This is a genomic window from Mesorhizobium sp. B2-1-3, from assembly GCF_006442495.1.
GTDB lineage: Bacteria > Pseudomonadota > Alphaproteobacteria > Rhizobiales > Rhizobiaceae > Mesorhizobium.
The window spans coordinates 92,399-115,384 of record NZ_VFWL01000011.1 but is presented as its reverse complement, the minus strand read 5'-3'; the positions used below and the strand labels follow the sequence as shown (position 1 = coordinate 115,384).

Sequence of the window (22,986 nt, the reverse complement as noted above, 5' to 3'; positions counted from 1 at the left end):
AGGGACCGGCGGCGCTTCAATCCGGAAGGCCGGCCTTGCGGAAGCCATCGACGAAATGGTCGAGCATCGCCGGATCGCGGAAGGGCTCCGTCCAGACCCAATGGCTGGTGGTGAAATGCGGATTGCCGACGAGGAACAGTTCGACTTCCGCGCGCGCCTCGTCGAGCCGGCCGAGCTGCGCGAGGCTGGCCGCCAGGAAGCGGCGTGAGCTGGTGCGGTAAGTCTCGTCCCGGCGCAGTGTCTTGACGGCGGCTTCGTAGTCGCGCGCCGCATATTGCGCCGCGCCGAGCGTCAGATAGTACCAGCTTGCCGGAAACGGGTTGAGCCGGAACGCCTTGCGGATCTGTTCGAGTCCTTCCTCGACCCGCCCGGCCAGCACGGAGATGTCAGACAGTGTCGCCCAGGCATCGGCCTCGTTGGGGTCGAGCTCGAACGCCCTGGCGAACTCGGCATCCGCTTCGGCGAAGTCGCGCTCATAGGCAAGCAGGTTGCCGAGCACCCAGCGGCAGCCGGCGTCGTTGGGATCGATCGCCACCGCCTTGCGCGCCAGCTCCAGGGCAATACGGCGGTTGGGTTCCACCGGCTCGCCCCAATGCACCCATCCCATCCAGTGGTTCATGGCAAGCCAGCGATAGGCCTCGGCATAGTCCGGATCGAGCGCGACCGCGCGCGTCAGCATCAGATGCGCCTCCCGCGCGGTCTGCGGCGAATCGTCGATCAGCTTGCGCGCCCGCACGCACAGATCGTAGGCCTCGAGAGTCTTGGGCCGATTGCGCGGCGGCGGCGCGCGCAGCCGGCCAAGCAGCGCCTCCACGATCTTGGCCGTCACCTCGTCCTGAACGGCAAAGATATCGTCCAGGCCGCGATCGAAGCGTTCCGCCCACAGGTGATCGCCGCTCGCCGCGTCGACCAGCTGGGCGTTGATGCGCACGCGCCCCGCGGCACGTCTTGCGCTGCCCTCCAGGAGGTAGCGCACGCCAAGCTCCCGGGCGATCTCGCGCACGTCCGCCGCCTTTCCCTTGTAGGCGAAGGTCGAATTGCGCGCGATGACGAACAAGCCCGAGGCCCTGGACAGGTCGGTGATCAGGTCTTCGGTCAATCCGTCGGCGAAAGGCTCTTGTTCGGGGTCGTTGCTGAGATTGACGAAGGGGAGCACGGCTATCGACGGTTTGTCGGGCAGCGGCAAAGCTTTTCGGTTCGCGCCATCGAGGGGTTCGACGATCCCCGTGAAGCGGTAGCCGACGCGCGGAACAGTGGTGATCCATTCACCGCCGTCGGCGGACGGACCAAGCAGCTTGCGCAGCTGCGCGATCTGGACGGTGAGATTGCCTTCCTCGACGGCCGTACCCGGCCACGCCGCATCCATCAGCTTGGCCTTGTCGAGGATTTCGCCAGGCCGCCCGACAAGCGCCGCCAACAGCTTCAGCCCGCGGTAGCCGACGGCAACAGGATCATCGTTCCGAAGCAGCGTTCCCGCATCCGGATCAAGCACGAACGGACCGAAGGCAAAGCGCGATCCCTGCATAAGGCGCATCTATAGCCCGTTTGGAAATTTTGAGAACTATTTGGGAGAGCTTAATTACGGCACTGTTCGCATCCGGCACAATTCAACCTCTTTCAGGTCGAGGTCCCAAGTCGAGGACCCACCCTCAAACCATAGGAGGTTGCCATGAACGATACCCTTGCATCGACGCGGTGTCCGACGGTGCGGCCGAGAATGCCTGTAGTGCTGGCGGAAGCGTCGCGTCGGCACTTGGCGACCCTGCGAAGCATTGTCGCGGCCTGGCACGATCGGACCTGGCGCGAGCGGATACGCTTTCGCTGGGAGCTTGAGCGAATGTCGAAGGACAATCCCCATCTGATCGACGACATCGGATTGACGAGACAACAGGTCGAGGCGGAGCTGGCAAAGCCCTTCTGGCAACGGTAGGCCGAATGCTGCAACCAGAGCGAGCGGAGCTCATTGAAAGTTCTGGGGTAGGGAGGTTGCCTCGAGAAGCCGGGGGCAAACCAGCAGCGCGTCGCCAGATCCAAAGCACGAACTCGCCGAGGTCATCGACCAGGTGGATCCTTACGGCTGCATCATGGCCGGCGAAATGATCTGGTTGAGCGCAAGGACAGGAGTTCCAGACCGCGGCCTCGGCCCAGCTGGCGCCCCTCGTCAACAAAATGGTTGTGGCCCAATGTTTTCTGCGCCGCTACCGATGACTTTATCGCATTGCGAGGCTATTCGGACTTATTGCTATATGCTTGGCGTCTAAATATTCATATCCTAATAAGGCTTCGCGTTGCTCACCCACGTTCTTGATTTGTTCCGGGCCACCAAACACAGGCACCGGGAAATGCTCGCTCCCTTCCCGATAAACCCACAGCCGTCCGGCAACCCGGACAAGGCCGGTGAAATCGTGGCGTTCTTTACGATCAACTCCTTCTATGAGACAGAAGCCGCTCGCATGACCGCGTCAGCGTGGCGTCTTGGCCTTTCTGTCCAAGCCCGGCCATTCGCCGACGCTGGATCCTGGGTGCGCAACGCGAGCCTGAAGCCGACATTCCTTGTCAATATGCGTAGGAGGCTTCAGGGACCGCTGCTGTATGTGGACGTCGACACGGTCTTCCATCATGATCCCTGGCCGGAGCTCGCCGGTTTTGATTGCGACATCGCGGTCTATCGCGAAAGTGGCCGGCTGATGGCTGGAACCATCCTCATCAACGATACGCCGGCTGCTCGCGAGATCCTCGCCTTGTGGAAGAAGCGCAGCGATGAAAACCCGGAAGTCTGGGATCAGGTCGTGCTGCAGGAAATCCTCGACGAAGATCAGGCCTCGGCAAGCCCGCGCTATCGCGAAGGCCAGCTCCCGGCGCCGTTCTGCTGGGTGTTCGACCGCCTTGAGAATGGGAAGCCCGATAAGGTGTATATCGAGCAGCTCCAGGCGAGCCGGGAAATCTATGAGCGGCACGCTCGCGGCAAAGCACGCAGAGGTCTCAACCGTCGGCAGGACCGAGTCCGGACCATTGAGCGCATTCTTGACGAACACAGAGAGCGGCTACGCAGGTAGCCGACGACAGCCATTGCTGCAGCTTCGATGCCCTCGCGGGCGGCGACGAAGCGGCTGCCATGTGGCCCGTGATCTGCAAAGCGTTCATTCCAATTCACCAGTTTAGCAGAACGGGCACCAAAAACCGTGTCAGGAGAGTTGAGGTGGGGAGATTGGCTGCGCACAAGCAGGAGCGACATTCCTACCTTGCCGAAAGTCGCATAAGATAGATTATGGAACTAAGCTTCCAGCTCGGGTCTCAGGATCGGCCGTCGGTTGCCGGTCGAATGCGATCTTACGTCCGCCGGTTCCGGTGTGGAGACAGGGTTCACAGACTGAACCCCGTTCAACGGAGCAGCCCGCCTTGGGCGGGCTGCGTTGGCACATCCTAGGCAAGTTTACTCGGCGGCGCCGATCGCCTTGAGCCCGGCGGCGGCGCATTTGGCGTCGATATCGCCCGAAGGAGCACCGCCGACGCCAATGCCGGCCACCAAGGCATCGCCGAACTTGACCGGCAAGCCGCCAGCCTGGATCACCATGCGAGGATCCATGTCACGCATGCCGTCATTTGCCGGCTTGGAGGCTATGAATTCGGCGAGCCCCGCAGTGTCGCGACCCAAGGCTGCCGCGGTGAAGGCCTTGCCTTCGGCGCTGGATGCGGTGTGTGCGCCGGAATTATCGGCCTTGAGCAGCACTTGCGTCGCGCCGCTCCGCGCCACGATGGCGACGCTGACATTGCTGCCTTCGGCAGCGCAGGCCTCCAGCGCGGCTTGTGCTGCCTTGGTTGCCCGCTCAAGCGGCAAGTAAGGGGCGGTTGGCAATTCCTGCGCTGTGGCAGCGATAGGAGCAAGAAGCGTCACTGTAAGTATGAGTTTGCGAATCATCGGGCCTCTCCTTTCCAACTAACGGGCAAAGGTTAGCGCCTCTTGCTCTCAATGTATATTTTAGGAAGCCATCACATAGACTGCCTGTCAGGCCTGCAATGCAGATCGACAAGCATCCACCGGCCTGACAATGCAATCCTCTTTTGGCATTTTGCAATCTTGAAGCGACAGCGAACTGGCGGCGGCCGTGTGGCGATGCCAAGTGCAAGATCTCGACGTCGCACCTGTAGTCGCGGCTCATGGCCAGGCGACCAATGCCAGCTATGAAGAGAACATTCTATCTGTCTGATCTATAAGGAATTTCAAGCGCCATGCCATCAAATGCCGGCTCGACATTTGCCGGAGTCTCAGCCATCACGGTAGCGTAGTCCAGCGGCCCATGCATATGGGTCAGCACAGCCTGTTTCGGGGCCAGCCGTTCGATCCATTCAAGCGCCTGGCCGAGCGACAGATGGCTCGGGTGCGTCCTGTACTGAAGCGCGTCCACGATCAGGACATCAAGATTACGCAGCCGCTCGGCGGTGGCAGCCGGAAAATCGCTGATGTCGGGGCAATAGGCTAGTCCGCCGATGCGGAAACCGAGCGATATGATGTCGCCATGAACCTGCGGCAGCGGCTCGAGGGTGAGGGCACCGCCGTCGCCTTCGATCACGACCGGCTTTGTGTGATCGATGATATGGGCGTCGACAATCGGTGGATAGGAACTGCCTGGCGGCGTCTCGAAACAGTAGCCGAAGGCCTGGCGCAGCCGCAGCATCGTTGGCTGGTCGGCATGGATATCGATCCGCTGCCGCTGGTCGAGCACGAAGCCGCGCAGGTCGTCGATGCCGTGGATGTGGTCGGCATGTGGATGGGTGTAGACGACGGCATCGATGCGTTTGACCGACGCCATCAGCATCTGCTGGCGGAAATCCGGTCCTGTGTCGATGACGACGGTGGTGCGGGCGCCGCTCTCGGCAATCCGCTCGACAAGGGCTGCCGTGCGCATGCGCCGATTTTTCGGGTTGTGCGGATCGCAATTGCCCCAGTCGCCGGTGATGCGCGGCGTTCCGGGTGACGAGCCACAGCCGAGAATGGTGAGGCGCAGCCGGTCTGTCATCGTTCAGGCGCTTTGCTCGGCGGGTCGCGGCATCTTGCCGAACAGCCGGAAGAAATTATCGGTCGTCAAAGCTGCGATTTCACCTTCGCTGACGCCGATCGTCTCGGCCAGAACCCTGGCCGTGTGCGCGACATAGGCGGGTTCGTTGCGCTTGCCGCGAAATGGGATCGGCGCGAGATATGGCGCATCGGTCTCCACCAGCAGCCGGTCGTGCGGCAGGTCGGCGGCTATGGCGCGTATTTCGGCCGAATTCTTGAAGGTCAGGATGCCGGAAAACGAAACATAGCCGCCCAGCGAGACGCCGACCTCGGCCAGCCTGCGTCCCGACGAAAAACAGTGCAGGACGAACGGGAAGGCGCCCTTCCCCGTTTCTTCCTCAAGGATATGAGCCATGTCGTCGTCGGCGTCGCGCGAATGGATGACCAGCGGCAGGCCCGTCTCGCGGGCCGCGGCGATGTGGTTGCGCAAACCCTGCGCCTGCGCATCGCGGGGCGCTTTGTCATAGAAATAGTCGAGCCCGGCTTCGCCGATCGCCACCACCTTGGGATGGGCGGACCGGCGCACGAGATCCGCCGTCGTCACGTCAAGCTCTTCGGCGGCATTGTGCGGATGGGTTCCGACGGAACAGTACACTTCGTCGAAAGCGTCAGCGATTTCAAGTATTTGCTGAAATCGCTTCACGCGCGTCGAAATCGTCACCATGCGGCCGATCCCGGCGGCCAGGGCACGGGCGACGATGGCCGCCCGCTCCTCGGCGAAGTCCGGAAAATCCAGATGGCAGTGGCTGTCGACGAGCATCAGCCGTTCGCTTCCGGCTGATCGACATAACGCGGAAACACGCCTTCTGGTACTGGCAACGCTCTGCCCGGCACAAGCGCATGATCGGCGTGGAGATGCACGAAATTGCGCTCGTCTGCCGGCACCGCCAGCAGGTCAAGCAGCTTCGCGGCCGATCCTGGAATAAAGGGTTGGCACAGAATCGCCACGCGCCGGACCACCTCGGCCGTTGTCCACAGCACCGTTTGCATGCGCTCGGGGTTGGTCTTCTTCAGTGCCCAGGGTTCTTGTCCGGCGAAATACCGGTCGGCTTCGGCCACCACGCCGAAGATCGACGCCAGCGCCAGATGGATGCCCTGCTCGGCCATTGCCTTGCGCGCGGCGGCAAGAGCGGCCGCCGCCTGATCGAGGATTGCCTTGTCGGCATCCGTCAGCTCGCCGCGCGTCGGCACCACGCCGCCGCAGTTCTTGGCGATCATCGACAGCGAGCGCTGCGCCAGATTGCCGATGCCGTTGGCGAGGTCGGCATTGGTGCGGTTGACGATCGCTTCGTGGCTGTAGCTGCCGTCCTGGCCGAACGGCACCTCGCGCAGGAAGAAATAGCGCACCTGGTCGAGCCCGTAGTGCTCTACCATGGTGAAGGGGTCGATGACGTTGCCGACCGATTTCGACATCTTCTCGCCGCGGTTGAACAGGAAGCCGTGGCCAAAGACGCGCTTCGGCAGCGGAATGCCTGCCGACATCAGGAAGGCCGGCCAGTAGACGGCGTGAAAACGCACGATGTCCTTGCCGATGATGTGCGCATCGGCCGGCCAGAATTTCCAATCATCTGCGTTTTCATCGGGATAGCCGACGCCGGTAATGTAGTTTGTCAGCGCGTCGACCCAGACATACATCACGTGCTTTTCGTCGCCGGGCACCGGCACGCCCCAGTCGAACGTCGTGCGCGAGATCGACAGGTCTTTCAGTCCCGATCTGACGAAGCTCATCACTTCGTTGCGCCGCTCGGCCGGGCCGATGAAATCCGGCTGGCCCTCGTAGAGCGCCAGCAGTTTGTCCTGATAGGCCGAAAGCCGGAAGAAATAGCTTTCCTCCTCGACCCATTCGACCGGCGTTCCTTGCGGGCCATAGCGGATATTGTCGGGACGAACCTCGGTTTCCTCCTCGCCGTAATAAGCTTCGTCACGCACCGAGTACCAGCCGGCATAGCCGCCCTTGTAGATGTCTCCATTGGCAGCCATCGCCTTCCAGATCGCCTGAGAGGCCGCGTAGTGCCGCTCTTCGGTGGTGCGGATGAAATCGTCGTTGGAGGCGTTGAGCGCGGTCGCCATGCGCTTGAACTCAGCCGAATTGCGGTCGGCCAGTTCGCGCGCAGAAATGTCTTCCTTCTTCGCCGTCTGCAGCATCTTGATGCCGTGTTCGTCGGTGCCGGTGAGAAAGAAGACCTGCTTGCCGTCGAGCCGCTGAAAGCGGGCCAGCGCATCGGTGGCGATCAATTCGTAGGCATGGCCGATATGCGGCTTGCCATTGGGGTAAGAGATCGCGGTCGTGATGTAGAATGTATCGCGTGACATGAATGAACCGTCATGAATGTCTGAATGGAAGGCGTGGCGGTGGATATCGCATCGGGGTGGCGATTGCCATCCCGAGGGAACCATCACATTCGCATTGCAGACTTCAGGCGGTCGATCATGGTCAAGGCGTGCTGCTTCTTGTCGAGATTGTAGGTATCAGTCTCAGATATAGCGTCCAGCGCCTCATGCCAAGTGTCCGACAGCGTTTTGGCTCGTGCGAGATCGCCGGCCAGCGCCGCCCGGCTCGCCGCATCGGACAACAGATCGAGCGCGCGGCGGTTGAAGATATCGAACTGGATCGCCTGGTCGCGCCCGGCCACGACTTCGGCAAGGCGATAGGCGCCGGCGATGTCGCTCTTGCCGGCGCTCACCAGGGCGTCCAGCGTTTCGGCGATCTCCAACCCGCCATACTGCGTCAGGAGGATCGCATTGCGGGCGCTGCCCCCTGCCCGCGCGGCAAGGGCTGTCCGCGCGGCCGGATCGTCCGGCGGAGGCGGCTCGGCAGTTTCCAGCACCGCCATCAGCTCGTCGGCATCGAGCGGCGACAGCCGAACCAATTGGCAGCGCGAGCGGATCGTCGGCAACAGGCTGCCCGGTGCATGGACGATGAGGATGAACAGCGTTCGCGCCGGCGGCTCCTCAAGATTCTTCAGCAAGGCATTGGCTGCATTGGTGTTCATGTCGTCGGCCGGGTCCACGATCACCACCCGGTAGCTGCCGTCATGCGAAGTCATCGACAGGAAGCGATTGACCTTGCGGATCTCGTCGACGGTGACGACCGTCTTGAAGCTCTTCGTCTTGTCGTTCAGCGGCCGCGTCAGGTGCAGCACGCCGGGATGCGCGCCGGTGGCGATCTGGCGAAACAGCGAGGACGCCGGATCGGGAACGGCGAGCGTCTCCGGCGCCTGCTCGAAAGCCGGATGCTTCAGGAGATGATGCGCCAGATGGAACGCGAGCGTCGCCTTGCCGATGCCGAGCGGTCCGGTGAAGATCAGCGCGTGCGGCAGCTTTCCAGCGCGATAGGCGGCGGCGAGCATGGCGGCGGCCTGCCCGTGCCCGACCAGGCGTGGCGTTTCGGACGGTTCAGGGACGCCGTCCAGCGTGTCATGCTGTTCCGGCGCGATGCGTTCGAAGATCATGCGGGTGCGGTCTGTCTGTTGCGCATGGGCGCCCTCGCCTCCAGCGCCGCGAACACCGTGGCGGTGACGACATTTTCTACCGCATCGGGAGCGGCGGATGCGTCGATCACAACGCAGCGCTCCGGCTCGGCCGCGGCGATCGCCAGGAACGCCTCGCGGCGCGCCTGGTGGATGGCAAGCGTTTCCTTTTCGAAGCGATCGGGGCCGGCGCCGGCGCCGCGACGTACTGTTGCGCGTCTCAGGCCTTCGGTGGGATCGATGTCGAAGATCAGCGTCATGTCGGGCATCATGCCATTGATGGCCACCTGCTCCAGCGTCTCCATGAACACCGGGTCGAGGCCGCCGGTGACGCCCTGGTAGACGCGCGAGGAATCCAGGAAGCGGTCGCACAGAACAACGGAGCCGCGCTCGACCGCCGGGCGGATGACCTGCTCGACATGGTCGGAGCGGGCCGCGGCGAAAAGCAGCGCTTCCATCTTCGGCCCAAACGGCTCGGCGGCGCCCGAGAGCAGCACATGCCGGACCGCTTCCGCGCCCGGCGAGCCGCCCGGTTCCCGGGTGACGAGGACGTCGTACTTCTTGGCGCGCATCTTTCCCGCCAGCCGCTCGATCTGCGTCGACTTGCCTGCTCCTTCGCCGCCTTCGAAGGTGATGAAAAATCCGCGTGCCAATCGAAAGGCCTTTGTCCCTTATTTGAATGGATTCTAGCGCTCTAGATAGTCCGCGTTCGGGGAAACGTCCATGCCGCCGGCGTTATCGCAGTCGCTCAAAAGTGAGCTCGGCTTTGAGAGAACGACATGCATAAACAAAGACGCTAAAGCGCATCGCGTGAATCCGGTTCAGCGCGACGCGCTTTAGCGGAGCCAGCCGACGGCCAGTTCCTTGACGGCGTCGAGGGCGCGTTGCGGCAGCGTGCCGATGCCGATCGATTCGGCGGCGAACAGCGGCGTCTCCTGGCTCAGCGTATCGCCGATCCAGACCCGCAGCACGCCTACCGGCTGCCCCTCCTCCACAGGTGCGGCAACCGGTCCGTCATAGACGATGCTCGCCGTCAGTTTGTCGCGGTTGGCTACCGGCAGGAAGATGGCGATCGGCCCTTTCGCCTTCAGCGTCACGCCGGCTTTAATGCCGCCGAAAACCTGAGCTTGGCCCACCACCTCGTCCTTGGCGAAGATTTGCGTCTTCTCGAAGGAACGGGCACCCCATTCGAGCAGCTTGCGCGCCTCCTCGGCGCGTTCCTTGTCGCTGGCGAGCCCGCTCATCGCCGCGATCACCCGCGCGCCATTGTGGCCGACCGAGCCGACTATGCCAAAGCCGGACACCTCACTGCTGCCGACCGCCAGGCCGTCGGCGCCGATGTCCATCGCCAGCAGCGGGTTGCGATTCCTCTGCGAAATCTTGTTCCAGGTAAAATCCTTCAGGCCGTAGTAGCGATAAAGGTCCGGATACTCGCGCCACAGATGCAAAGCCAGCATTGCCAGCTCGCGCACGCTCGTCTGCTGGCCCTCCGCCGGCAGCCCGGTCGAATTGACGAAAGTCGATTTGGTCAGGCCGATCTGGCGGGCGCGTTCGGTCATCTGCGCGGCGAAATTGTCCTCGGACCCGGCCAAGCCTTCGGCCAGCACGATACAGCCGTCATTGGCCGCCTGCACCGTCACGCCCTGGATCAGGTCCTCGACCCGGACCGCCGATTTGAGCTTGGCAAACATCGTCGACGTTCCCGAAGGGGCGCCGCCCTTGCGCCAGGCGTTTTCACTCACCACGAACGTGTCGTCGAGGGTCAGGCGCCCGGACTTGATGGCGTTGAACACCACTTCCATCGTCATCAGCTTGGCCATCGAGGCCGGCTGTATCGGCTTGTCGGCGTCCTTGGAAAACAACACCGTCCCTGTGTCGGCGTCTATCATGAAGGCCTGGGCTGCCTTGGTCTCGAAAAGCTGCGCGCTGGCGGGCGCGATGCAAAACAGCAGCAGGGCCAATCCCAGAAATCCGGCCAAAGGCGGAAAGACGCGCAACTGCATGAAATCTCGACCCGTTTGCCGGTTCTGGCGCAGCCAAGCTATCAGGGTTTTTTCCGCAGGATCAACCGTGCGGGAAAAATAGATCAGTTGCGCACGGCCAGAGCGTCCGGCGCACCATGCGACCAGGCCGCCTGCAGCAGATCGTCGACGCCGCCATGGCCGTCCGGATAGAGGTTCACCGCATACCAGTCCTTGCCATCGAATTCGGAACGCTGGATCTCGATCCTGCCGAAGGGCTCGAGCGCGGCGGCCACGCGTTTTGCCTCGGTGGCGTCATCGAAGGTGCCGGCCGCGACATAGGCCGGCGACGGCGCCTGGGGATTGGCGCTCTTCCATGAGCGCAGGATGTCGGCGGGCGACATGCCGTCGTCGTCAAGTGCGGCAAAGACATCGGCGCTCCGCACGCGCTCGTCGGCATAGGAGAGCGAGGCCACCGAAAACGGCGATTGCGGCGGCAGGCCGATATCCGGACGCTCTGGCACGATCGGACCGAAGTCGGGCAGCGCCAGGTCACCCAAGGCCGGCGATTGTGCCGGCACCTGCCCTTGCGGAATCATATCGGAATTCGTCAGCTGACCCGGAAACGGCACGGCGGCAGCGCCCACCGGCAGGCTGGGCGACGGTCCGTTCATGGCCACCATGACGCCGGTCGGCAGGCCGTCCGACGGATCCGGTATCCTGTTGCCTGGATGGTAGGAGGCCATCAGATACTGGTCGTCATTGCCGTCGAGCGGCGCGCGGCCAACATATTCCACCTTCACCTCGGCCGTGCCGACATTGGCATAGTCGAGCATCTGGGCGGCGCGTTCCGAGACATCGATGATGCGGCCCTGGTGGTAGGGACCGCGATCGTTGACGCGCACGATGACCGAACTGCCGGTCTTGAGATTGGTGACGCGGGCGTAGCTCGGCAGAGGCATGGTCGGGTGCGCCGCCGTCAGATGGCTCATGTCGTAGACTTCGCCGTTGGCGGTCAGCCGTCCATGAAAGGCATCGCCGTACCACGACGCCAGGCCGACCTTGGCATAGTGCTTGTCTTCCTTCGGATAGTACCACTTGCCGCGAACCTGGTAGGGTTTTCCGAGCTGGTCGCGGCCGCCGCCACGCCGCATGAAGGCGACGCGAGGGCTGGCCTTCACGCCATATTCGGTTTCGGCGAAATATTCCTTGGAACGGGTCTTCTTGTGGACCATCCCTTTTGGTTCAGGCTGCGACGCGCAGGCGGCAAGCAAGGCTGCCGACATGGTGAATAGCGCGAAAGCGCAAGCACGGCGTAGACGCGGGCGCGCCGTAGTTTGCATTTCCTGATGTCCCCTACAGTCTCGACCAAAAACGCCGCGGCTTGAACGTCGCAGGAGCCAAAGCTTACCTGACTAAGACCAACGACGCCTCGAACCCCTGTCCTTTGTGCGCAGGAATTGTTTATCACGCTATTAATCGATTGTGGCCGGAACCGGGCAAGATTGTGACGCCACCCTGCCCGGCGTCGGCTGCCGGGAAACATGCGGTCCGCGCATGCCGGTTGACAGATCTTTGCCGGGCACACTAGAGCATCAGCAAGATGGCTCTCTTCATTCGCCGCCAGGCTCGAATATCTGATCGAGTGACGCTGGGCGAAGAGATGTCGCTGGAGGGATGGCCGAGCGGTTTAAGGCACCGGTCTTGAAAACCGGCGTGGGCGCAAGTTCACCGTGGGTTCGAATCCCACTCCCTCCGCCATTTTTTGCTATCGAATCGAAATAGCGTCGTTTTTGTTTTCCTCTTGGCGCCTAACTCCTGCGAATAATGAGGGCGGCTACCACCGAAAATACCCAACTTGTTAGCATTGCTTCGGATGGTTGATGTGAACAGCGAAACGGATGGAAGGCAACCCAAGGCTGCACGGCCGGCGCTCATCAGGTACCCGCCCCAACCCGCCTCCTGTTTGGCGCCGGTCATTAAATGTGAGGCCGTGTGCCGCTCGTCATAATGCCCCTGCAATGGATGCCGAGCCGCGACGCACATGACCGGAGTAATCGCACTTGCAAGGGGATCTCCGGACCCGTTACGAAGCGTTGTTCAGGGTGATGCCAATCGTGGTGAATTCGGCATTAATCGCGTCGCCTAATGAGCCCGCGTGCAATTAGGAATCAACTGCCCGCAATATCCTTCAGATTCTTCGGAAGTGAGACTAAGAATGAAATTCTACGGACAATTCGAGGTTCCTGTCGATCGTTTCATTTTCGAGCGCTATTTCCCCGACCCCGACATTAAGGGCGTATTTATTGAATGCGGGGCTTTTGACGGGCAGACCGAATGTTCCTGTCGTTTCTTTGAAGAAACGATGGGATGGCAGGGATACAACCTTGAACCGGTTCCGTGGATATACGATAAATTGGTCGTTAATCGTCCCAACAGTAAAAACATCAACGTCGGCATGTCCGACAAGACAGGCGTGTTGAATTTCCAAAGCGTCATTCATCCAGTCTACGGGCGAGATACAACGATTGGATCCGTCGATCATGACCCGGTCTTCAAGGAAGCGCTGATAGCCGGCGGTTGTACGTTTGAGGAGATCAAGATCAGAGCCATAAGCTGGCAGGAACTTATTTCGACCCAAAAAATTACGGACGTCGACCTGATGGTTCTCGACGTCGAGGGTCATGAATTATCAGTGTTGTCCGGAATGAGAAATAGCCCTGTGTTGCCCCACGTCATGTGCATCGAGTTTGGTCACGTGGGGTTTGATCAGCTTCGAATAGTCATGGGCGAACTCGGTTACCAATATGACATTCACTCTTTTGCTAACGCATATTTCGTGCGAACGGACATGATACCGCTCATGGCGTTTCGTCGATTGGCGGGAAATAGCGGAACTCAACATCAGGTCGAACAGCTAAGTGCTGAAATCGCCGACAAACAGATCGAGATTGATCGACTCAACAATGAAGCGAAGTGGCTTAAGGAGCGCGAGAAAGAACTCGTAGAACTTGTAGAGACGATGACGAATTCCAGGGGCTGGAGGGCCTTGGAGGTGTTGCGAAACCTTCGGCATCTAAAGCGAACCAACCGCAAACCAGATGTGATTGGGACGTCTTTGCACGCAACCAATGACAGCTCCTCGGAACGAGTCCGGACAGATCCGGCAACTCCAAGCCACGGAATTAACACCGCGCCCGAATCGGTGGCCAAAGGTTTGCAGGAAAGAGTTCGGAAGCTTGAGGAACAGGTAGAACTTGTCGAAACTCATCATATACGTGGATTCTGGCACACGCTCGACAAGATTGACGACCTGGCACTACCGTCGCGCCAGTTAAAGTGTTTAGTCTGCGACCATGACGACTTTAGAGACGGCTTCGAGATTCTCAGATCAGAATGCATTTTCAACGGGGGGCGGCTTGAGCGATACCGCTGCCCAAACTGCGATTGTGTCTTTGGCGGTCAAAAGTTTCTCGATCTCGACGAGGCCATGACCGATCTCGACTATCGATTGCTCTATTCTCGTTATCGTGAAGGGAACACTGGAGAAAACGAAAAGAGAACTTTCCAGTCGCTTCGACCCGTCCGGGGAGCTACCTACGTAAATTGGGGTGCAGGAGTCTGGAACGACACAACTCAAGTATTGCGTGCCGACGGGTATGACGTTTGGAGTTTTGAACCCAACGCGCCATCTGAAGCGCCTTTTGTGAAAATTGATCGATCAGATTTAGGGAGCGATCTTGCAGGTATTTTTTCTAATAACGTGATTGAACATTTTAAGGAGCCAATCGTTCAGTTCCGCGAGTTTCAGCGCGTACTCGCACCAGGCGGCAAAATGGCACACTCGTCTCCCTGCTACGAATATCTTTATCCCATAACACGTTTTCATACGATATTTCTCCTCGGCCGATCACCAGACATATTAGCTGAGAGAACAGGTTTTCGCATCACAGACAGAGTCAAGGATGGTGAGTACAACAATGTTGTATTCGAAAAGATTTGAAATGAACGGGACAGGACAAGGACAGGTCCGCTATGTTCCCAAAGCGAGGCACCTCGGCATCCTGGCAAGAACCCCCTTTATCTATCTGGCACTGATGTCGCCATCGAACGTGGACAGGGTAGTTCCAGGGCCAGCGGCCGTGCGATTTCTCGCGGGCACCTGTCGCCGGGTCAGAAGGTCGCGATCGGCTGGCGTGGTCATTGATGATCATGGTCGCTTCTCTCGTTTATGGCCGGGCCCGGGGCTGCTCTAGGCTGTAGCGCAGCGCTCGCCGTCCAAGCATCAGGAAGAGATCTGGCCTTTTGCGGAGCGGATTGTACGGCGGGATCGGTTGTTATGCTGCCGGTACTGCTGCGGGCGCCACTGACGCGCGCGATGCGGTCAGCAACCGCCCCAGCTTGATGCCGCCCTGTTCGAACCATGTTTCCGAAAAGCTTGCGAGCGGCAGCGTGAGCAAGGTTGTTGCAAGACCAAGAATGATTCCCATCTCCAGGGGATGGGTTTCACTGAGACCAATGTCCTTGATGAGCGCGCCAACAACCCACATCACCGGGACATTCAGGAGATAAAGGCTGAAGCTTACGCGACCAAGGAACCGCGAGGTTCGGGTGTTGAGGACGTCGTAAAACAGCCCGGCTTTCGCATGGTAGGCCGAATAAACCAAGCAGCAGGCTAGCATCACTTGGCTTATGGTGGCCGTTGTCGAATGCAGGGGAACGACCAACCGGGCGAGCAGAAAGAAGGCCACAGCGATCCAGATTGCTTGCTCGTTGAGCGCCGACGCCTTGGTGTCGGCCAACAGCACACCCGCCATGAACGCGAACAGCACCGCCGACATATTGGGTAGGCTCAGCGTTAAAAATGGAGCTTCGATCGCTGTGATCGAAATAGCCAAACAAACGGCTGTACCTATAATGCCCCACCTTGCGCCAATAAAGAACGCCAGCAACACAAAAGGAATTGCCAGCACTTCCGCCTGCAAGGTCCATGTGGCTCCCTGTACCGTGATACGTCCCAAGGTGGCGTTGACCAACACGGAACTGAGGTCTGCCGCCGCTGCCAAGTGAGGACTGCCCGCAAACCACGGAACATTGGTCAGCGACACCCCCAATACAAAGCAAAACGCCATGCAGAAGATCACCGCGGGATACAGGCGGCACAGCCGTCGAACGATGAACTTGCAGCAGATCGACCACGCCGGCCCGGCCGTCCGGGCAAGTGAGAGCTTGAGGACAAAGCCGCTCAGCACGAAGAACAGGAGCACGGCGCTTTGCCCGTTTGAGACGGTGAGCGCGACCTTGGTTGCTATGTCTCTGAAAGAGCCCAGACTTTGAGCGGGAGGGTCAAGGACGGCAATCGTCGAGGCGCTTTGATCGAGAATGGCGTGGTAGAAAACCACAGCAACCGCAGCCACGCCACGAAGGCCATCCAGCGCGGAACTGCGCTCGCTCATGAAAATCATGCCCCCGGGAAAACTGGAATACTTTTACATTTGCTACTATTGATGTCAACTTACTAATTTAGCGCAGCTGACGTCCTATTTCGACGGCACGTATACAAGGATAAGGCGATGGAAACTTAACTGAAAGCCTGGAGCGGTCGGCTCTGAAAACATGACAGGAGTAGGCACCATCCATGTGTACCGTCGCCGCAATCTTGGTCTGCTTGGTCTGGACGGTTTTACCTACCGATCGTCGAGCTGCGCCACCTGATAGGGTACTGAGGCGCTGGAGCTTGAATGCCTTCCGCAGCCGAGCTAAGCAGCGGCAGGGAGAGAGTTGGCGGGAACCGGCTCGATGTCTGGCAACCGGGAAACGATCGGCAGGCGCAAACGGGCCGCCAGGCGCTTGCCGAGATTGTGGCCGGGCGTCTCAACGACTACATGGAGCACCCACGCCAGTCCGGTTGCGCCGGCTGTGATGATGATCAGGCTCAGCCACGCCTTTACGCCAAGATCGATCAAGACGCGCAGGCCGGCATAACCGGCGACGCCATGAATCACATAGAGCGGATAGCTGATGTCGGCGAAGAAGTCGCCGACACGGGTCCGTTGGAAAAGTTGCGGGAAGCTGGCGGCAAAGGCGAAAACCAGCACAGCGAAACCATAGGTCCACGCCATCGAAGCAAGGCCGGGCATCGCCTGTCCGAGCAGAATCGAAAACCCGAAAAACAAGCTTGCACTGAGAAACAATGACCGTTCGGCGGTGAGCGCGCCAACGTGCAGATAGTGAAAAACAACTCCGATGAACATGAAGATCAGGAATGGAATCGGCAGGACCGCGATCTGGCCGTAACCGTTCCTGATCATGTAAAACTCACCCAAGGCTAGCGCCGCGGGGATCGCGAAAACCCAGATCGAGCCGCGCCGAAACAGCGCAATGCCAAGAGCACAGACCAGATAGAACTTAATCTCGATCTCTAGCGTCCAGACGACCCCGTCGATGCTCGGCATCCCGAAGAACTCACGAAGCCCCGGCAGATAAAGAATGGAGACTTCGCTGATGCTGAACGGCCATTGAACACCGAAATATCGCCCGACCAGCCAGATCGACAGAATGGTGATCGAAAACCCGGTCATGTACAGCGGGATGATTCGAAAAAGGCGCCCGACGAGAAATCCCTGCCAGGTCATATTGCGAAGCGAAAAAGGGATGACGAAGCCACTCACCAGAAAGAAGAGCGCGACGCCGAACGCACCCCAATTGAACTGAGGCACTGTCGTATGAAGCCAGCGCAGGTACGTCGGAAATGCAAAGTGCTCCGGCAGCACGGGCGCGTGGGCCAGGCTTGCGACAGCATCGCGCAACGTCCAGAAATTGTAGGTATAATGCGCGATCAGGACACAGAGGGCCGCAATGCCTCGCAACGTGTTTGCGAAGTCGACCCGCGATGTGCTCCTGTCCATAATAGCCTCGTTGCCCCCGACACTGCTTCCACATGCCAAACGGGACCGAATGCAAAGTTGCGACCGCATCCTGTCAAAATGTTCACAGGCCATGGGAAAAGGACGTTTTTTGTGAAATCACAGAGAATGGCCTAAACTTGGAACATCTTTCGCCAGTGATCCAGCATCTTTAAAGCAAGTACATTTTTGGGTGACGGGTTTTTGGGGCAACGGCGACATCGGCGGCAAAGTTGAATGCAGCGGAAAGTGCCTGTTTCCCATCTTCTCCCGTTTTCAGCTTCCTCAACTGGCCGGCCATTACCAGCTGAATAGCCATTAATTCCGCTTGCATACTGACCATCTGCTCATGGTACGCGTTGAGCGCAGCCCCGACCTTGTCGCTTTCGGACCCTTGCCGTCGCTCTTCATTTTGCCTCGACAGACCGCATCAGGTCCAAATACTCGTCGGCCACCTTCGACCAGGTTCGGGCTGACAGGACTTCAAATAACGGGCGCTGCGCCTGGAAAAGCGTTTCCCTGTTGTCTAGACCCCAAAGGACTTTGCGCAGCATGTCCTCCCGGTCCTGCGGGTCGAAAGTCATGATATCGAGCAGCTTCCGGTCCTTCAAAAGCTCCGTCACAACTGGGATACGGCTCATCACGGATGGTGTTCCCACCGAATAAGCCTCGGAGAAAGTAAACGGAAAGCCACCCTCGAATTGGGTTGGTGTTACGGAAAGGGCCGACAATCTGTACAGCGCGGCCAGCACATGGTTGGGGACGGCGGGCAAGGAAATGACATCCCGTTGCAAGCCGCGATTATCGATCATGTCGCGGATCCTCTGGACCTGGCCAACTCTGCCCGTGAGCACGAGCTTCACCGGCCTATAGTGCTCCCGGAGAACCCTTTCAAAGACTGAGATCAAGCCTTCAATGTTCTTGTGCGGCCGGACTTGAGACGAATAGAAAAGAAATTTCACATCATCGAATTTGAAGCCATTCAAATAGCTGGGTAGGCTGTCTTCTTTCTTCTTCATATATTGGTGCAGGATGTCCAAGGCGCCTCGCCTTGTTTTGTCTCCGCGCTCGATCGAAGCCATATCTACGAAACCGTGGCGAATGACCGATACATGATCGGGATCAACACCATGCCGATTGACGATATGAGTCGCCTTTACGTGATCGCTATAGGTGATAAGGCGATCCGCGCCAGCGATACTCTGCGAGATTCGATGGTGCGCTCTCAGATCGGAGGGGCTGATGAACTGTGCCGGGTGCTCATAGAAAACGATGTCCGGTGCGGCCATGACGACCTTGCCCTGAAGCTTTGACGTCTCCGGCCAGAACATCGAAGGCACATACCAGACGTCGATGTCGCGGCGGCGGTTGAGCAGCCTGACCAGCCTGTTTAGTTCCGCTGCCCGAACGGTGTCGAGCGGGCCGACAGCATTGAGCAGGTAACCCCACCTGATCAGCAACCAGTTCTTGGCCCTGTAAAACCGACCGCTCCTTACCCTCCGCAGCAATCGTTTTGCCGCGTAGAGGCCAGCCACGATGACTGCGGAAAGCAGCACTGGCAACGCCATGATCACAATGAGAAAAGCCAGCAAAACGACGCCGAGCAGAAATACGAATATGGAAGAATTCGACAGCCAGCGCACCACGAGGCTGACCCCATCAACCAAAAGATTGAACACCCGCTTTCGTTTTAATTTGGCCGGCCGCTTGATCGCCCCTGGGGAAAACCAGGTTTTGATCCTCCACAATTTTATCAGATACGGCTCGCCTTTTGTCGTAACTATATCGACAGACCCGGGCGGCACTCCTGCGTCATCGAGAAGGTTGATGATGTCTGTCTTCAGCCATCCCGGCCCCGCAACGGTGACTGCTATTTCCCCTGAATTCACAGCGCCCCGGATGATGAACCCGAGCAGCCTGGTAATGCCCTCATGCGGCACGAGTTGCCTCGGTGTGTATCCGAGAAAGATCCCCATTTTCTTCATGCCGAGATCCCCTTGAGCATACGCCAATAGTCCGACGCGTAGTGCTGCCAGGTGTGCTTCGACAGCGCCTCTCGACTGGGTAGCTTGGCACGCAGAGGCCCGGCCGCGCGTTCCATCGCCTTTAGAGACGCGGCCATTTTCGGCGCTGAGCGGGCATTGAAAAACTCTATCGGAATTGCGAACCGCTCACCGATGTATCGCATTTGTGGATAGCCGCTTGAGAGAGAGGGTGTCCCCAGCCATGCGGCTTCTGCGACTGCGAAAGTCCCGTTGTCGTATATGGTCGGATGCCAAAGAAACGCCGCGCCGGTCACAGTCGCGGCGTATGCGGCGTCGGAAAGCTCCCCAACGAATTCGACATTCCGTCTGATCGATGAAGACGAGCGGATCTTTTTCTGAATTTCCTGAATATAGGGGATATTCCGGAACCAGTCCGGAGCGTCCTCATTGTCCGGGTTCATATAATCGGAGAATGGCCCCATGACCTTCAAGCGCAGTTTGCCCCCAAGCAGGTCGTAATATTCCATGAGCGCATCGAACGCCCGTAAATGATTCTTGTGCTTGGTAGTGTTGGTGGGCCACACGAAGTAGCCCTCTCCCTTTTTCTTTGATGGAGCTTTTCCGGAAAGGGGCGTGGGATCGAAATCCATCGGCGCGAGATGGACCCTGGTCCGCGGAACCCCGACATAAGAAATCACATCTTCAGCTGTTTGCGGCGTCGTAGTAATTACCGCGCTTGCCTGCCTAACTGTCTGCAAGAACGGTAGGTCGTAGCTTCCGCTCGCATTGCCTTCGAAAATCTCAGGCACATAGCGCTGGATGTAGTCCGTGGCAAAGACGACATAGGGACGAATCGGGGCAAGTGGTTTATTGGTGCGATCAGAAACAACGAGCCAGAGATCGGAATCCGCGAAGTTCTTAATGCCGTCGATGGGCATCTGGTAGATGTCAAACGGCAAATCCACCGTTCGGCCCTGGTTAGCATTAGCGATGTGGATTGCCTCTGGTGAGACATCGGACCACTCGAACTCCACAATATCGACGCCGTCCTCTAGGGCATCGGTGAAATTGGCCGCCAGGTCGTACACCCCGGCGAGAACACCAATCCTCACTTTGCACGGCTCACCGGCACGCTGGCTGCCCGCTCGGATCATACGCGCTATGGTTTTGGTGACCCGTAGCGAGCCCCCCCGATACGGGAAAGGTAAGATGATGGTGATGTGCTTGAGCAATGTCTGCCGTCTCGCCCCTGAAAAGATGTGGCTCTATAGCGCGGGGAAGATTGCACAGACAACCTGTATTGCTGTTTGCAATGACGCAACGCGCCACATGACGGCAATCGCTCTTACGGATTTGTATAGGCAGTGTTGCTTCTCAGCCGGCTGACACGTTTATCAGTCCGGCTGATGGCGTGCCATCAGTAGGCGCACCGACAGCCACGCCGCCCGGTATCTGTGTGGGGCTTGCCGTATCCGGTGTGCCTCCGAGGATGAGAGCTGATTGGCCAAGCCTGAACTCGCCCTTGAAGTCGGCGCACCATAGATCGTTGGGCCGCATCGCCTGTGACGTGCGGCGACCTGGAGCCCTGCGAGCCGACGTGCCAAACATAACGCTTTATGAACGCATCCGCCGTCAGGAAGCCCTTAGGGTTGTACCACGGGAATGGCGCCCTGGAATACCATTCCATTCAAGCCGACCGACAGCGAAATTGCCACGAGACGAGCGAATCGAATAAGGCATCGGGCGGCGCTTCATCGGTTCAAGCCTGAGCGGCCATGATTCCGTTCGGCGTCGGCCGCAACCCCGTCTGTTGCGGATTGCTCACCGCAACGCTATAGAGCCGGTGTCGGAAAAGGCAGACTTGGTTTGGTAAGCCCAAGTCCTTTCGGTAACGAAAGTTCTGGTCTTTGGCCTCCTGCAGGAGATCCCCACGACGAACATCGGACGCTTCTCTCGCGTCCAATCGTTCGTCCGTGTTCTCAAATCCGAGGAATGCTCCGGTCGAACATCGACAAAGGAGCAGTTCATGCACAACCGCCATCTCGATTCCCATGACGTAATAATCGCTGGTGCAGGCCCTGTCGGCCTGTTCCTCGCTTGTGAGTTGCGCGTCGCCGGCCTCTCGGTGCTGGTGCTGGAGCAAGCCGAAGACCCGCACTCCCCGTTGAAGCAGCTTCCGTTCGGGCTGCGCGGCCTCTCGGTGCCCACCATCGAAGCCCTCTACCGTCGCGGTCTGCGGGACGACATCGCCGCTCCACAAAGTGCGAGGGATGGGACGGGCAACGGTGGCGCTGCGACTGGTGCGCACTGGCTGAATCAACCGCGCCGTCCGGGTGGCCATTTCGCAGGTATCCAGTTCTTCCACGATGCCATCGACGCCGCGAAATGGCCCTACCGGCTCCCAGGTTCGGCCACCGCCGCAATCGCAGTCGAGATGGCGCATCTCGAATCAGTCTTGGCCGCGCGCGCAATCGCAATGGGAGTCGAGATCAGGCGCGGCTTCGGTGTCGAGGATTTCGATCAGACGCATGAAGGCGTGACCGTTCGCGCCGGCGGTGAGATTTTTCGGGGATTTTGGCTCGTCGGCTGTGACGGCGGGCGCAGCACGGTGCGCAAGGCCGGCGACTTCGCGTTCGTCGGTACCGATCCGGAATTCACAGGCTATTCCGTTCAGATCGAAATGGCCGACCCGGACAGGCTCACGCCCGGCCGCCACTACACGCCGACCGGCATGTACACTTATCAAAGACCCGGTACTGTCGCGATGGTCGAGTTCGATGGTGGGGCTTTCCACCGAACCCAGCCAATCACCTGCGACCACGTGCAGGCGGTTTTGCGCCGAGTATCCGGCGCGGACCTCACGCTGACGGCCCTCAAACTCGCCGCCACCTGGACGGATCGCGCCCACCAGGCAACGACCTACCGCAAGGGACGAGTGCTGCTTGCCGGCGACGCCGCGCATATCCATTCTCCCTTGGGCGGCCAGGGTCTCAACCTCGGGCTCGGCGACGCGATGAACCTTGGCTGGAAGCTGGCCGCCACCATCCGCGGCGACGCGCCGGACGGTCTGCTCGACAGCTATGTCAGCGAACGCCATCCGGTCGGGGCGCAAATCCTCGACTGGTCGCGCGCCCAGGTCGCGCTCATGCGGCCAAGCCCGGCAACGCGCGCGCTCGAAACCATCATCCGTGACCTGATCGACACGCGCGACGGCGCGACATACTTCGCCGAACGGGTATGGGGTATTTCTCTTCGCTACGATCCTGGCAGCGGCCACCGGCTGGTCGGGCGCAGTGTTCCCGATTTCGAGCTGATCCAAGGAAGAAAAATCGGCGGGCTCCTCAGCCCGGGCAAGGGCCTGTTCCTTGACTTTGACGCTCGCCCATCGCTTGAAGCGCTTGCAGGCCGCTGGGGCGACCGGATCACCTACGTCGCCGGTAAGGCCAAGGATCAACTGGGCCTGAGCGCCGTGCTCGTGCGCCCCGATGGCTTCGTGGCCTGGGCCGCTGGGGATGACCCCAACCCGGAGGAAGCCGCTCAAGCCGCATCACGATGGTTCGGCGGACCCCGGAAAGGCATGTAGGCCTGCTCCCGAGGCTTTTCGTGCCG

At 59.7% G+C, this 22,986-nt stretch carries 18 protein-coding genes and 1 tRNA gene; 5 read left to right on the top strand and 14 right to left on the bottom strand.

All coding sequences use genetic code 11. From position 1 onward, the window contains the following. Positions 1 to 16: 16 nt before the first annotated feature. Entirely contained in the window at positions 17 to 1,534 is a 1,518-nt protein-coding gene (locus FJ973_RS19290; protein ID WP_181170929.1) for a winged helix-turn-helix domain-containing tetratricopeptide repeat protein, read from the bottom strand. Positions 1,535 to 1,669: 135 nt separating this feature from the next. On the opposite strand from FJ973_RS19290, the gene FJ973_RS19285 reads away from it, so the two are divergent. Both FJ973_RS19285 and FJ973_RS19280 read left to right on the top strand, forming a co-directional pair. Beyond that, complete coding sequence (locus FJ973_RS19285; protein WP_181170928.1) at positions 1,670 to 1,930, top strand: DUF1127 domain-containing protein; 261 nt, start codon at positions 1,670 to 1,672, stop codon at positions 1,928 to 1,930. A gap of 412 nt (positions 1,931 to 2,342) precedes the next feature. Next, positions 2,343 to 3,056, top strand: coding sequence for a putative nucleotide-diphospho-sugar transferase (locus FJ973_RS19280; RefSeq protein ID WP_140498978.1), 714 nt, complete (start codon positions 2,343 to 2,345; stop codon positions 3,054 to 3,056). A gap of 377 nt (positions 3,057 to 3,433) precedes the next feature. Here FJ973_RS19280 and FJ973_RS19275 read toward each other — a convergent pair whose 3' ends face one another. The 8 genes from FJ973_RS19275 to FJ973_RS19240 all read right to left on the bottom strand — a co-directional run bounded on the left by FJ973_RS19275 (position 3,434) and on the right by FJ973_RS19240 (position 11,830). Next, positions 3,434 to 3,919, bottom strand: coding sequence for a heme-binding protein (locus tag FJ973_RS19275; RefSeq protein ID WP_140498580.1), 486 nt, complete (start codon positions 3,917 to 3,919; stop codon positions 3,434 to 3,436). 277 nt (positions 3,920 to 4,196) lie between these two features. Further along, on the bottom strand, positions 4,197 to 5,018 hold the full coding sequence (locus tag FJ973_RS19270; RefSeq protein ID WP_140557234.1) for an MBL fold metallo-hydrolase: 822 nt from the start codon (positions 5,016 to 5,018) through the stop codon (positions 4,197 to 4,199). 3 nt (positions 5,019 to 5,021) lie between these two features. Next, a complete protein-coding gene (locus FJ973_RS19265) occupies positions 5,022 to 5,816 on the bottom strand; it encodes a TatD family hydrolase (protein ID WP_140557232.1) in 795 nt (264 codons plus the stop codon). Continuing rightward, positions 5,816 to 7,369, bottom strand: a complete 1,554-nt coding sequence (gene metG, locus FJ973_RS19260; protein WP_140557231.1) for a methionine--tRNA ligase — start codon at positions 7,367 to 7,369, stop codon at positions 5,816 to 5,818. The genes FJ973_RS19265 and metG overlap by 1 nt, the downstream gene beginning before the upstream one ends. A gap of 83 nt (positions 7,370 to 7,452) precedes the next feature. Beyond that, positions 7,453 to 8,508 carry a DNA polymerase III subunit delta' gene (locus FJ973_RS19255; RefSeq protein WP_140557229.1) on the bottom strand — a complete coding sequence of 352 codons (1,056 nt, stop codon included), beginning with the start codon at positions 8,506 to 8,508 and terminating at the stop codon, positions 7,453 to 7,455. Beyond that, positions 8,505 to 9,179, bottom strand: a complete 675-nt coding sequence (gene tmk / locus FJ973_RS19250) for a dTMP kinase (protein WP_140557228.1) — start codon at positions 9,177 to 9,179, stop codon at positions 8,505 to 8,507. Before tmk ends, FJ973_RS19255 begins: the two co-directional genes overlap by 4 nt. A gap of 183 nt (positions 9,180 to 9,362) precedes the next feature. Further along, positions 9,363 to 10,529 (bottom strand): D-alanyl-D-alanine carboxypeptidase family protein, encoded by a 1,167-nt coding sequence (locus tag FJ973_RS19245; RefSeq protein ID WP_140557226.1) that lies wholly within the window; start codon positions 10,527 to 10,529, stop codon positions 9,363 to 9,365. An 83-nt stretch (positions 10,530 to 10,612) separates the two neighbouring features. Then, positions 10,613 to 11,830, bottom strand: a complete 1,218-nt coding sequence (locus FJ973_RS19240) for a septal ring lytic transglycosylase RlpA family protein (RefSeq protein WP_140557224.1) — start codon at positions 11,828 to 11,830, stop codon at positions 10,613 to 10,615. 328 nt (positions 11,831 to 12,158) lie between these two features. Between FJ973_RS19240 and FJ973_RS19235 the strand changes: the two genes are divergently transcribed. Next, positions 12,159 to 12,248: transfer RNA gene (locus FJ973_RS19235), tRNA-Ser, on the top strand. A 457-nt stretch (positions 12,249 to 12,705) separates the two neighbouring features. Then, positions 12,706 to 14,490: an FkbM family methyltransferase gene (locus tag FJ973_RS19230; RefSeq protein ID WP_140557223.1), complete on the top strand. Its 1,785-nt coding sequence runs from the start codon at positions 12,706 to 12,708 to the stop codon at positions 14,488 to 14,490. A 334-nt stretch (positions 14,491 to 14,824) separates the two neighbouring features. Here the strand turns inward: FJ973_RS19230 and FJ973_RS19225 are convergent, their stop codons facing one another. The 5 genes from FJ973_RS19225 to FJ973_RS19210 form a co-directional block, all read right to left on the bottom strand. After that, positions 14,825 to 15,943: an acyltransferase gene (locus FJ973_RS19225; protein WP_181169988.1), complete on the bottom strand. Its 1,119-nt coding sequence runs from the start codon at positions 15,941 to 15,943 to the stop codon at positions 14,825 to 14,827. Positions 15,944 to 16,246: 303 nt separating this feature from the next. Beyond that, positions 16,247 to 17,395, bottom strand: a complete 1,149-nt coding sequence (locus FJ973_RS19220; RefSeq protein WP_140557220.1) for an acyltransferase — start codon at positions 17,393 to 17,395, stop codon at positions 16,247 to 16,249. A 169-nt stretch (positions 17,396 to 17,564) separates the two neighbouring features. Next, positions 17,565 to 17,711 (bottom strand): hypothetical protein, encoded by a 147-nt coding sequence (locus FJ973_RS30975; RefSeq protein WP_181170927.1) that lies wholly within the window; start codon positions 17,709 to 17,711, stop codon positions 17,565 to 17,567. Between the two features lie 88 nt (positions 17,712 to 17,799). After that, positions 17,800 to 19,377, bottom strand: coding sequence for a glycosyltransferase (locus tag FJ973_RS19215; RefSeq protein WP_140498591.1), 1,578 nt, complete (start codon positions 19,375 to 19,377; stop codon positions 17,800 to 17,802). Beyond that, positions 19,374 to 20,609 (bottom strand): glycosyltransferase family 4 protein, encoded by a 1,236-nt coding sequence (locus FJ973_RS19210; RefSeq protein ID WP_140498592.1) that lies wholly within the window; start codon positions 20,607 to 20,609, stop codon positions 19,374 to 19,376. Before FJ973_RS19210 ends, FJ973_RS19215 begins: the two co-directional genes overlap by 4 nt. 794 nt (positions 20,610 to 21,403) lie before the next feature. Here FJ973_RS19210 and FJ973_RS19205 point away from each other — a divergent pair. Then, a complete protein-coding gene (locus FJ973_RS19205; RefSeq protein ID WP_140557218.1) occupies positions 21,404 to 22,960 on the top strand; it encodes an FAD-dependent monooxygenase in 1,557 nt (518 codons plus the stop codon). The last annotated feature ends 26 nt before the right edge of the window (positions 22,961 to 22,986 follow it).